The organism is Ewingella americana ATCC 33852, assembly GCF_000735345.1.
Classification (GTDB): domain Bacteria; phylum Pseudomonadota; class Gammaproteobacteria; order Enterobacterales; family Enterobacteriaceae; genus Ewingella; species Ewingella americana.
Genome location: NZ_JMPJ01000053.1, coordinates 132387 through 144440, shown reverse-complemented (window position 1 = coordinate 144440; position 12054 = coordinate 132387). Strand labels below are relative to the sequence as shown.

Below are 12054 nucleotides of genomic sequence, written 5' to 3'. Positions count from 1 at the left end.
AGACGATTTAGACGAGCGCTGGAAATTGAACGACTGAACCAGTGAAAGAACCACAGAATTATGAGCGCGCAGGCGCAAACTCAAGGATACGTATGTTAAGCATCAAGAATTTAAAAGTCCGTGTCGAAGAAAAGGAAATTCTTAAAGGGCTTGATCTCGAGATCAAACCAGGGGAAGTGCACGCTATTATGGGCCCGAACGGCTCCGGTAAAAGTACGCTTTCCGCGACGCTGGCCGGACGCGAGGACTACGAAGTCACCGACGGTACTGTTGAATTCAACGGTAAAGACCTGCTGGACCTAGACCCAGAAGAGCGGGCAGGCGAGGGCGTATTCATGGCCTTCCAGTACCCGGTTGAGATCCCTGGCGTCACCAACCACTTCTTCCTGCAAACTGCCGTTAACGCCGTACGCAAGTACCGCGGTCAGGCACCAATGGACCGTTTTGACTTCGCTGATTTCATCGAAGAAAAAATCTCCATGCTGAAAATGCCAGAAGATTTGCTGACCCGTTCTGTCAACGTCGGCTTCTCCGGCGGTGAGAAAAAACGTAACGATATCCTGCAGATGGCGGCTCTTGAGCCAAATCTGTGCATTCTTGATGAAACCGACTCAGGTCTGGATATCGACGCGCTGAAAATTGTTTCTGACGGCGTTAACAGCCTGCGTGACGGCAAACGTTCATTCGTTATCGTGACCCACTACCAGCGTATCCTCGACTACATCAAGCCTGACTACGTGCACGTTTTGTGGCAGGGCCGCATTGTTAAATCCGGCGATTTTACCTTGGTTAAACAGTTAGAGGAGCAGGGTTATGGCTGGCTTACAGACCAAGAGTAATGTACCTGCGGCGGGCAGTTCGCACGCCATGCAACAGTTGTATCGCCTGTTCGAAAGCGCAGGCGGCGAGAACTCTGCCCACGCGCATGCGCACTGGCAGCAAGTTCTGCGTATAGGTTTCCCGCACGCCAAACTTGAAAACTGGAAGTACACTCCGGTTTCATCTTTGCTCGGTAATCAATTCTTTGCTCCGCAGCCACAGGCGTTGAGCGCAGAAGAGTTGAAGGCTCTGGCTTTGCCGCTGGATGCTTACCGTCTGGTGTTCGTTGATGGTCGCTTTGACGCCGACCTCAGCGACGTGCAAACCGGCGCGTTTGAAATCGAAAAACTGAGTCCTTCCGTTCAGCAGACTCTGCCTGAGCCGATTGAGTCAGAAGTCTTCCTGCACCTGACCGAAAGTCTGGCGCAAGACGGCCTGTCTGTGCGTTTACCTGCCGGTAAACAAGCTGAGAAACCACTCTATTTGCTGCACGTCAGCAGTGGTCGCGAACAGGCTCGTGAGATTAATACCGTTCACCATCGCTACCACTTGGCGATTGAAAGCGGCGCCAATGCTGAAGTGATCGAGCACTACGTCAGCCTGAGTGACAAAGGTCATTTCACCGGCTCACGTATGACCGTCAACGTTGGCGACAACGCGGACTTCACTCACTACAAACTGGCCTTTGAAAGCCAGGCGAGCTTCCACTTCTCGCACAATGATTTAGTGATTGGTCGTGACGCCCGCGTTGCAAGCCACAGCTTCTTGCTGGGTGCGGGCCTGACCCGTAACAACACCAGCGCGCAGCTTAACGGTGAAAACAGCAATCTGGACATCAACAGTCTGGTATTGCCGGTTGACGCAGAAATTGCCGATACCCGTACTTATCTCGAACACAACAAAGGCTATTGCAACAGCAATCAGCTGCATAAAGTGATCGTGCGTGACCGCGCCAAGGCCGTGTTTAACGGCATGATTAAAGTGGCAAAACACGCGCTGAAAACTGACGGTAAGATGACCAACAACAACCTGCTGCTGAGCAAACAGGCTGAAGTGGACACCAAACCACAGTTAGAAATTTATGCCGATGATGTGAAATGTAGCCACGGTGCGACAGTGGGCCGTATCGATGACGAACAGCTTTTCTACCTGCGCGCGCGTGGTATCAGCGGGCAGGACGCACAGCATATGATTATCTTTGCTTTTGCGGCGGAATTGACCGAAGCCATCGAAAACGAAACCCTGCGCGATGTAGTCATTGCCCGTATTGCTGGCCGACTAAATCGAGGTGAGTAATGAGTTTTCCACTGGAAAGAGTGCGTAACGATTTCCCTCTGCTGAGCCGTGAAGTTAACGGCCAGCCGCTGGCCTACCTTGATAGCGCGGCCAGCGCGCAGAAACCCCGTCAGGTTATTGAGCGCGAGCTTGAATTCTACCAGCATGGCTATGCCGCGGTTCACCGCGGCATTCATACCTTAAGCGCTGAAGCCACCGAGCAGATGGAAAATGTCCGCCAGCAAGCGGCAGAGTTCATCAATGCGGTTTCTGCCGAAGAGATTGTGTTCGTCAAAGGTTCGACCGAAGCCATTAATCTGGTTGCTAACACCTTTGGCCGCGCGTTGCTGCACGCTGGCGATCGCATCATCATCACTGAGATGGAGCACCATGCGAACATCGTTCCATGGCAGATGCTGGCGAAAGAGCGTGACCTGCATATCGACGTCTGGCACTTAACGCCAAACGGCGAGCTAGACCTGTCTGAACTGGAAACCTTGATCACCCCGCGCACCAAGCTGCTGGCGCTGGCCCACGTGTCCAACGTGCTCGGCACGGTGAACCCAATCGAAACCATCATTCCTCAGGCTAAAGCCGCCGGGTTGACGGTATTGGTTGATGGCGCGCAGGCCGTGATGCACCACACCGTGGACGTGCAGGCGCTGGATTGCGACTTCTATGTCTGGTCGGGTCACAAGCTCTACGGGCCTTCCGGCATCGGTATTTTGTATGGCAAGAAAGCCTTGCTGGATCAAATGCCACCTTGGGAAGGCGGCGGCTCGATGATCAAACACGTCAGCCTGACCGAAGGCACCACCTTTGCTGCAGCGCCTTGGCGCTTTGAGGCGGGTACGCCAAACACGGCTGGCATCATGGGGTTGGGCGCGGCGATGAGCTACGTCACTGACCTTGGCATTGCCGAGATCCATGATTACGAGCAGTCGCTGATGAGTTACGCACTCGAAGCTATGGCTCAGATCCCTGATATTGTCATCTATGGCCCGGCAATTCGCTCTGGCGTGATTGCTTTCAACTTAGGCAAGCACCACGCCTATGATGTCGGCAGCTTCCTTGACCAATATGGTATCGCTATCCGTACCGGTCACCACTGCGCCATGCCATTGATGTCATTTTACGGTGTGCCGGCCATGTGCCGGGCGTCGCTCGCCATGTACAATACTCGCGAAGAAGTCGATCGCTTGGTCGCAGGGCTGCAACGCATTCATCGTCTGCTGGGTTAACCCGCAGTCTATTATCAGGATCTATTTTTATGGCTTTGCCAGATAAAGACAAATTAGTGAAAAACTTTTCCCGGTGCCCGAACTGGGAAGAGAAATACCTGTACGTGATTGAACTGGGTGGCCAGTTACCCGCGCTTGCCGATGAACATCGCCAAGATAAAAACCTGATCTCCGGCTGTCAAAGCCAAGTCTGGATTGTGATGCAGACTAACGAGGCGGGTGAGCTGAGTTTTGCGGGTGACAGCGATGCCGCTATCGTTAAAGGCCTGTTGGCGATTGTCTTCAGCCTTTATCAAGGTCTGACCGCGCAGGAAGTGGTGGAGTTGGACGTGCGTCCGTTCTTCACCGCCCTTGAGTTGAGCCAGCATCTTACGCCTTCACGCTCGCAAGGGCTGGAAGCGATGATCCGCGCTATTCGTGCTAATGCCCAGCAATTGAGCTAATCACGACACGTTGCTCGTTAGGAATGTTCTGCTAATGAGCAACGTTATTTCTTCCCCTGTCTCATCCCACCGTGCCATTTAATTCTGATAATTCAGCTGCTTAAAACGCTTCTCTCGCCTTAATTCTCATTCCGCCGAGCTTTTGTAACGCTTTGATTTTAAGCGTTTTAATTGCCTTTGCTTTTAGCGTTGCTACTATTAAAACTCAACAGGAAGTTGATGCCTGTGCATCTGCCTTGGCATCGGGTTTCAACCCTTACGATAATCATCAGTAGGAATGAGTATGAAACGTGTATTACCCCTGATGGGGATGTTATTCGCGGGCTATTTAACCGCCGGAACCGGTGCGGCCAACGCCGCAGAATATCCACTGCCGCCGGATAACAGCCGCCTTATCGGTGAGAACACCACCTACATTGTGCCAAACGATGGCAAACCACTCGAGGCGGCAGCCGCCAAATATCAGATTGGTTTGATTGGGATGCTGGAAGCCAACCCGGGCACTGACCCTTATCTGCCGAAGCCGGGCACCGTGCTGACCATTCCATCGCAGATGCTGCTCCCCGACACCAAGCGCGAAGGCATTGTGGTAAACCTTGCCGAGCTGCGCCTCTATTACTACCCGAAAGGGGAGGACAAGGTGATCGTGTTGCCAATAGGTATCGGCCAGTTAGGGCGTAATACCCCGGAAATGGTCACCTCGGTTAGCCAGAAAATCCCTAATCCCACTTGGACGCCAACCGCCAATATCCGCAAAGCCTATCTGAAAGACGGCATTAAGCTGCCGGGTATGGTACCGGCCGGGCCGGATAACCCGATGGGGCTGTTCGCCATGCGCCTGTCCGCAGGCACCGGGCAGTATCTGATCCACGGTACCAATGCCAACTTTGGTATCGGCATGCGCGTCAGCTCGGGCTGTATTCGCCTGCGCCCGGATGATATCGAAGCGCTGTTCAACATGGTGCCGAAGGGCACGCGCGTGCAGATAATCAACCAGCCAATCAAAGTGGCGGTTGAGCCGGACGGCAAGCGCTACATTGAAGTACACCAGCCGCTGTCTCACACCGACAAGGACGATCCGCAGACCAAGCCGATTGTGCTGACCGCCGCTGAGAAGAAGTTCATCAAGAACAAAGAGACCAATGAAGACGTGGTGAAGCAGGCTATCGAGCGCCGCTCGGGCATGCCGGTGATTGTGAGTCACGGTACTGATGCTGACTCAGCGCAAGATGCGCCAGCATCCCAAGTGCCTCAGCCGCAAAGTGCTGCTATCACTCAGGCACAGTCTTACCAAACCGCCGATAACCAATAATCGCGCTGTACGGCCCGTAGAGGCATTGCATATAAAGGAGCTGATACCAGCTCCTTTTTTTATGTGCGTTTGATAGAAGGTGCTGTAGCGAGTTTTAAGGGTATGTAGACAGGGAATGTCAGAAGGGGAAGAGGGGAGTGATGAGATGCTGAATGACAGGCAAAAAAAATGGCGCACTGAGTGCGCCATTTAACTATTGAAGTAATATTACTTCTTGTAAGCGTGAGCTTGGTTGTCCAGACGTTGGTTAGCGCGAGCTGCATCGTCTTTAGCTGCTTGAACGTCAGAACGGATTGCGTTCACGTCGTTGCTCAGTTGGTCAACTTTAGAGTTCAGAGTAGAAACGTCTGAAGACAGTTGGTCGATTTTAGCATTGCTTGAACAACCAGCCAGCATAGTAGAAGCCAGGATTACAGCGCCCAGTACCAGTTTAGTGCGATTCATTATAAAACCCTCTAGATTAAGTTAATCTCCATGTAGCGTTACAAGTATTACACAAACCTTTTTCTAATGAGAATAAATTTTTGCTCGCAATCGCTTTATTTTGATCGTTCGCTCAAAGAAGCATCTTTTTTTGCGAAAAAGTTAAAAAATGCAGCGAAAACAGCCGGATTCCATGAGACTTGTCCCATTTATTTGTTAGCTGTTTTTACTGTCTTGTCTAATTATTTACATTGCAGCCAATAAAAAACGCCGCATTACGCGGCGTTTTGGCACAAAGCGATGTCACTTTTCTAATTAAACAACGTGTACCGATGCAGTATTGGTTGTGCCGCTCTGAACCAGTGCGCCAGAAACCATCACCACAACATCACCTTTCTGAGCCAGACCGCTTTCCAGCGCCGCTTCTTTACCGATACGGTAGAAGTCGTCAGTAGAAGCGATTTCTTTGACCAGCTGAGTGATCACGCCTTTAGTCAGGATCAGCTGACGTGCGGTCACTTCGTTAGTGGTCAGTGCAAGAATAGTGGCGTGTGGGAAGTATTTACGCACGGCTTTAGCTGATTTACCGCCGCTGGTTGCGACAACAATCAGAGGCGCGTCCAGCTTTTCTGCGGTTTCAACAGCACCACGGCAAACGGCTTCGGTGATGCGCAGTTTGCGGTTTTCGTTCTGACCGTCGATACGGCTGTGCATCACGCGGTCGGTACGATCACAGATGGTTGCCATGATAGTCACGGCTTCCAGCGGATATTTACCTTTCGCACTTTCGCCAGACAGCATAACTGCGTCAGTACCGTCGATGATGGCGTTAGCCACGTCGCCAGCTTCTGCACGAGTAGGGCGTGGGTTTTTGATCATGGAATCGAGCATCTGGGTCGCAGTGATAACGACTTTACGCGCGCGGTTACATTTCTCGATCATCATCTTCTGCGCGAAGATAACTTCTTCAACTGGGATCTCAACGCCTAGATCGCCACGAGCAACCATGATGCCGTCAGAAGCTTCGAGGATTTCGTCGAAGTTGTTCAGGCCTTCTTGGTTTTCGATTTTAGAGATGATCTGGATGTGCTCGCCACCGTGTGCTTTCAGGTGTTCGCGAATTTCCAGCACGTCAGAACGTTTACGGATGAAAGAAGCCGCAACGAAATCAACGTTTTGCTCGCAACCGAAGATCAGGTCACGTTTGTCTTTTTCAGCCAGAGCTGGCAGCGCGATAGAAACGCCCGGCAGGTTAACGCCTTTGTTTTCGCCCAGGTCGCCGTTGTTCAGCACTTTACAGGTCACTTCGGTTTCGGTGACGTTGGTCACTTCCATGCCGATCAGGCCGTCATCAACCAGAATGGTGTTGCCGATTTTCAGGTCAGCTGCGAAGCCTGCGTAAGTCACAGCAACGCGCTCGCTGTTACCAATCACGGATTGGTCAGTAGTAAAGGTGTAAGTCTGACCAGCAACCAGCGCGGCGTCTTTACCACCTTCCAGCTTCATGGTGCGGATTTCTGGACCTTTGGTGTCCAGCAGGATGCCCGCTTTGTGGCCAGTTTTAGCCATAACGTTGCGGATGTTCTTGATGCGCTGACCGTGTTCTTCGTAATCACCGTGAGAGAAGTTCAAACGCATAACGTTCATGCCTGCATCAAGCAGTTTGGTCAGCATTTCTTCGGATTCGGTTTTCGGGCCGATGGTACAAACAATTTTGGTCTTTTTCATGACGATTTTATCTACAAGTTGTGATGGATTGGGAATATGTTCGCCCGGCAGCGCTGCTGCCCACGAGGAATTTGGGTGGTGCCTGGTTGATTCAAAACAATATTAAGCGTAGGCGACTGGAGAAGAAATGGTGTGTAAAGTTCAGCCAAGGCATGGCTTTCTGTACGATTATTCATCGTCTTGGGTAAGGTGCTGCTTTTATAAGTACGATATCGACAGATCAAGGGGCTGAAACCATTCAATCGGAGAGACGGTGCGTATTATAGGGGCTAAGCGGCGGGAAACAAAATAAAAAACATGACGCTGCGCAAGCTTCTGGCATCTGAGAGGCGTTCGTTGCGCAAATCGCCGAAACGGGCAGGGGAGAAATCACTATAGGGACTATTTAGAGCAGGATAAAGCGTAGCGAGGAGCTTGGGTTATAGGATCTAAAACTAAAATTGAAAAATATTGGGTTTTGAATTCGAAGGAGAAATGACTGCAAGATTGGAAAGCGAAGGAGTGTTCATCTGGTGCGTCCGAGTGGACTCGAACCACCGACCCCCACCATGTCAAGGTGGTGCTCTAACCAACTGAGCTACGGACGCACATCTGATGAAGCAGGTACTACGCAGAATTTGGTGCGTCCGAGTGGACTCGAACCACCGACCCCCACCATGTCAAGGTGGTGCTCTAACCAACTGAGCTACGGACGCATCGTTTTCTGTCTGCCAGTGCGGCAGCGGGGACGAATATTAGCGACCTACCCGATGACTGGCAAGGGAAAAAAACATTTTACGACGATATTGTGACTGAGTGGTGCGCTAATGTTCATTGCGTTGATTTTTTAAACATTAATGCTGGCAACTCAACCGCAGGAAACAGGAGTCCGGCGGTTGAGTTGTGCGTTAAAGCAGCTTATCGGCGCGCTTTATCCAAAATCACGAATGAAGATTGGTTTTGGATCCAGCGAATACGCAGCGACACCATCACCGCCGCGAAGGTCAGGCCGATAATAAAGCCCCACCAGAAGCCGCTAGGCCCCATTCGCGGCACGACCCAGTCGGTCAAGCCCAGCGTGTAGCCAATCGGCAGCCCCAACACCCAGTAAGCGACAAAGGTGATGTAGAAGATAGAACGCGTGTCTTTATAGCCGCGCAGTACGCCAGTGCCGATCACCTGAATGGCGTCGGAAATCTGGTAAACCGCCGCCAGCAGCATCAGGCTAGAGGCCAAGGCTACTACCTCCGGGCTGTCGTTATACAACGCGGCGATCTGCTCGCGGAAAATCACCGAGAGGGACGCCGTGAAGCAGGCAATCACCACCCCGGTGAAAATACTGGTGCGGGCTGCGACTCGCGCTCCTTCCACCGATGACTCACCCAAGCGCGAACCCACGCGGATGGTGGTCGCCATGCCCAAAGAGAGTGGGATGACGAACATCAGCGAGCCGAGGCTCAGGGCTATCTGGTGACTGGCCACCGCAACAATGCCCAGCGGAGAAACCAGCAGGGCGACGATAGCGAACAGCGTCACTTCGAAGAACAGCGCTAGGCCAATCGGCAGGCCCAGCGAGGTTAAACGCTTGAGGGTGGCCCAATCTGGCTTGGCAAAACGGCTCGGCGCAACGATATCCTTCATGAAGTAAGCATGCTTCACGTAGTAACGCATCATCAGGAACATCACCCAATAGACCGTGCCTGTCGCCACGCCGCAGCCTACGCCGCCCAGCGCCGGTGCGCCAAAGTGACCATAGATGAAGATATAGTTGAGCGGAATGTTAACCATCAGCCCAACAAAACCAAAAATCATCCCCGGCTTGGTTTTCGACAAACCTTCACACTGCACGCGCAGCACTTGGAAGAACAGGTAGCCCGGCGCGCCCCACATGATGGCATGCAGGTAGCCAATGGCTTTCTCTTTCAGCTCTTCATCGACGTTATGCATCAGGCCGATGATGTGCTCGCAGTTATAGATGACGGCCATGATCAGCACCGACACGCCTGCCGCCAGCCAGAAACCTTGCTGCACCTGATGGGCGATTTTATCACGTCGCCCGGCCCCGTTGAGATGGGCCACGGTCGGGCTAAGTGCCAGCACTAAGCCATGACCCAATAGAATTGCCGGCAGCCAAATCGAGGTACCGACGGCCACTGCAGCCATGTCCGTTGCGCTGACCGAGCCAGCCATGATGGTGTCCACTACGCCCATTGCGGTCTGCGCAATTTGAGCAAAGATGACGGGAACAGCGAGCGCTAATAAGACACGCGCTTCTGTAAGGTACTTCTGCACGTATACACCTTTATACAGTTAATCCTTCGTTCCTGAAGTTATCGCGTCGAGAGCCGTACGCCGGAGAGGGGAATATTCCTTATGAATATTCATTAAGGAACAAGCCCAAAGGCGCTTTACGTGCTGTATTACCGAAACTCCAACCACGTTGGACAGTGATTAAATTTAGAAAACGTCATGAAAAACATGACGCTAAAATAGCGGGAAATAGCCCGAAGATTGTACATCTTAAGATTTTTTAAGCAATAAAGCTGTGAATGTCGAGTTAAATAATGCGCTTTTAAATCGGGTTGATATTTTAGGTTCATTGATTTGGCTTTCCCTCAATTCTGCGGCAAACTGACGGATAAGAGAGCAAGCATTTAATGAGGCATGACCTATGTTTACCGGTATTGTTCAGGGCACAGGAACACTGGTGTCCATCGATGAAAAACCTAATTTCCGCACCCACGCAGTGAAAATGCCAGCCCACATGCTGGACAACTTAGAGCTGGGCGCATCCGTCGCGCACAACGGCTGCTGCCTGACAGTGACCGAAGTGAATGGCGATCTGGTCAGTTTTGACTTGGTTAAAGAGACGCTTCGTCTGACTAACCTTGGCGATTTACAGCCCGGCTCTGAAGTGAATTTGGAACGCGCGGCGCGCTTCGATGATGAAATCGGCGGCCATTTAATGTCCGGGCATATTATTTGTACGGCGGAAGTGGCGAAAATTTTGACCTCAGAAAATAACCGTCAAATCTGGTTCCGCATGCCGCACGAAGATTTAATGAAATATGTGCTGCATAAAGGTTTCATCGGCATTGATGGAATTAGCCTGACCGTCGGCGAAGTAACCAAAACCCGTTTCTGCGTGCATTTAATTCCTGAAACGCTGCAAAGAACCACTTTAGGCGCGAAACGTCTGGGCGATAAAATCAATATTGAAATCGACCCGCAGACCCAAGCGATTGTTGACACCGTCGAGCGCGTGTTAGCAAGCCGCGAAGCCGCCATGGCTACCGCGCAGGCGCTGGCCGAGCAGCAAGACCAGTAATTCGCCAAATATAAAATTAGCGCAATAAAAAAGCCGGGCAGCTCATCACTGTCCGGCTTTTTTTCGTCTGTCACTTAGCGTGGAACGCGAATACCGCCTTCGACGCCTTGCGCGCTGAATACCACCTGCCACAACTGAATGTCACGGGCGCGGAATGCCCCGGCACAGGCGTTGAGATAGTAGGTAAACATTCTGTAGAAGCGATCGCCGTAGCGTTCTGCCAGAGAAGGCCACGCCTGCTGGAAACGTTCATACCAAGCCATCAGCGTCCGGTCGTAATCCGCCCCGATGTTGTGCCAATCTTCCATCACAAACAGTGATTCGCTGGTTTGCGCGATTTGCTGAACGGAAGGCAAGCAGCCATTAGGGAAAATGTACTTATCGATCCACGGATCAACGTTCAGGTCGGTTTTATTCGAACCAATCGTATGCAGAAGGAATAAACCGTCAGGCTTAATATTGCGTTTCGCCACGTTGAAGTAAGTCTGATAATTCTTCGGACCCACGTGTTCGAACATGCCCACGGACACAATACGATCAAACTGATCGTTCAGGTCACGGTAGTCTTGCAGCAAAATAGTGACGTCGAGCCCTTTGCAGCGCTCTTGAGCCATTTTTTGTTGCTCAGCCGAAATAGTTACCCCAACGACGCTAACGCCGTAATTTTTCGCTGCGAATTCAGAAAGCCCACCCCAGCCACAGCCGATGTCGAGCAAGCGCATGCCCGGCTTCAATTGCAGCTTATCGCAAATCATTTTTAATTTTGCTTCCTGAGCCTGTTCGAGAGTCGTTGCCTCTTTCCAGTATGCGCAGGAATATTGCATATAAGGGTCTAGCATTAGGCTGAACAAGTCGTTGCCCAAGTCATAATGCTCTTTACCCACAATCCAGGCGCGTTTTCTGGATTGAAGGTTGGTTAGCCGTGCGGCTGCAATGCGGAGTGTATCTTTAAAATGGCGCGGAAGTTTACTCTCAAGACCGGCGTTAATGACCCGCTGGAAGAACATATCGAGACGTTCGCATTCCCACCAACCGTCCATATAACTTTCGCCCAGACCCAAAGAACCTTCCTGCAAAACACGCTTAAAGAAATCAGGATTTTTTACTTTGATATCAAAAGGTCGAGTACCGTTAATCTGGATATCGGCCATCCCGAGCATTTCATTGGCGATTCGATACCATTGATTATCTTGAATACTCAGGTCTTCTACACACGATGAACTCATAGCTTCTCCATCACTTTCTCTTCTGACTTATTAACCTGCCATGAAAACATTAGGCAATTTACGCAGGTCATTATGAGAACAGACGGTTAATCCGCCTTGTCTGATATGCGACTATGAACAGAGGAAATTATTAGAAGAACACCCACTGCCACTAAGATTATGGGTGAAAAATCCATTTTATAAAGTGTGATGCACTCCCCGCATCGACAACAAGTTGTGATAAAAGTTTTGGAAAAATGTTATTTTTTTAGGTTCGATTGAGTATAAGCCCGCCTTTCCG

General features: G+C 51.2%; 10 protein-coding genes and 2 tRNA genes. 6 read left to right on the top strand and 6 right to left on the bottom strand.

Annotation, left to right across the window (positions count from 1 at the left end):
- The first annotated feature begins 92 nt into the window (after positions 1-92).
- The 5 genes from sufC to GEAM_RS10215 all read left to right on the top strand — a co-directional run bounded on the left by sufC (position 93) and on the right by GEAM_RS10215 (position 5090).
- Positions 93-839: a Fe-S cluster assembly ATPase SufC gene (gene sufC, locus GEAM_RS10235; RefSeq protein WP_034791150.1), complete on the top strand. Its 747-nt coding sequence runs from the start codon at positions 93-95 to the stop codon at positions 837-839.
- Positions 814-2115 carry a Fe-S cluster assembly protein SufD gene (gene sufD / locus GEAM_RS10230; RefSeq protein WP_034791149.1) on the top strand — a complete coding sequence of 434 codons (1302 nt, stop codon included), beginning with the start codon at positions 814-816 and terminating at the stop codon, positions 2113-2115. The genes sufC and sufD overlap by 26 nt, the downstream gene beginning before the upstream one ends.
- On the top strand, positions 2115-3335 hold the full coding sequence (gene sufS, locus GEAM_RS10225; protein ID WP_034791148.1) for a cysteine desulfurase SufS: 1221 nt from the start codon (positions 2115-2117) through the stop codon (positions 3333-3335). Before sufD ends, sufS begins: the two co-directional genes overlap by 1 nt.
- 29 nt (positions 3336-3364) lie before the next feature.
- Entirely contained in the window at positions 3365-3778 is a 414-nt protein-coding gene (gene sufE / locus GEAM_RS10220; RefSeq protein ID WP_034791146.1) for a cysteine desulfuration protein SufE, read from the top strand.
- A 283-nt stretch (positions 3779-4061) separates the two neighbouring features.
- The gene (locus GEAM_RS10215) at positions 4062-5090 is read left to right on the top strand and encodes a L,D-transpeptidase family protein (RefSeq protein ID WP_051899472.1); all 1029 of its coding nucleotides are present in this window, start codon (positions 4062-4064) and stop codon (positions 5088-5090) included.
- Between the two features lie 207 nt (positions 5091-5297).
- Here GEAM_RS10215 and GEAM_RS10210 read toward each other — a convergent pair whose 3' ends face one another.
- From GEAM_RS10210 to GEAM_RS10190, 5 genes are all read right to left on the bottom strand, one after another.
- The gene (locus GEAM_RS10210) at positions 5298-5534 is read right to left on the bottom strand and encodes a major outer membrane lipoprotein (protein WP_013576093.1); all 237 of its coding nucleotides are present in this window, start codon (positions 5532-5534) and stop codon (positions 5298-5300) included.
- Positions 5535-5828: 294 nt separating this feature from the next.
- Entirely contained in the window at positions 5829-7241 is a 1413-nt protein-coding gene (gene pykF, locus GEAM_RS10205) for a pyruvate kinase PykF (protein ID WP_034791145.1), read from the bottom strand.
- A 510-nt stretch (positions 7242-7751) separates the two neighbouring features.
- Positions 7752-7828, bottom strand: a tRNA-Val gene (locus tag GEAM_RS10200).
- 31 nt (positions 7829-7859) lie between these two features.
- Positions 7860-7936 (bottom strand) — tRNA-Val (locus tag GEAM_RS10195).
- Positions 7937-8138: 202 nt separating this feature from the next.
- The gene (locus GEAM_RS10190; RefSeq protein ID WP_034791144.1) at positions 8139-9512 is read right to left on the bottom strand and encodes an MATE family efflux transporter; all 1374 of its coding nucleotides are present in this window, start codon (positions 9510-9512) and stop codon (positions 8139-8141) included.
- 379 nt (positions 9513-9891) lie between these two features.
- Here GEAM_RS10190 and GEAM_RS10185 point away from each other — a divergent pair, with 379 nt between their 5' ends.
- Positions 9892-10548: a riboflavin synthase gene (locus tag GEAM_RS10185; protein ID WP_034791143.1), complete on the top strand. Its 657-nt coding sequence runs from the start codon at positions 9892-9894 to the stop codon at positions 10546-10548.
- A 74-nt stretch (positions 10549-10622) separates the two neighbouring features.
- On the opposite strand, the gene cfa is transcribed toward GEAM_RS10185, so the two are convergent.
- Positions 10623-11774 carry a cyclopropane fatty acyl phospholipid synthase gene (cfa, locus tag GEAM_RS10180; protein ID WP_034791142.1) on the bottom strand — a complete coding sequence of 384 codons (1152 nt, stop codon included), beginning with the start codon at positions 11772-11774 and terminating at the stop codon, positions 10623-10625.
- Between the last annotated feature and the right edge of the window lie 280 nt (positions 11775-12054).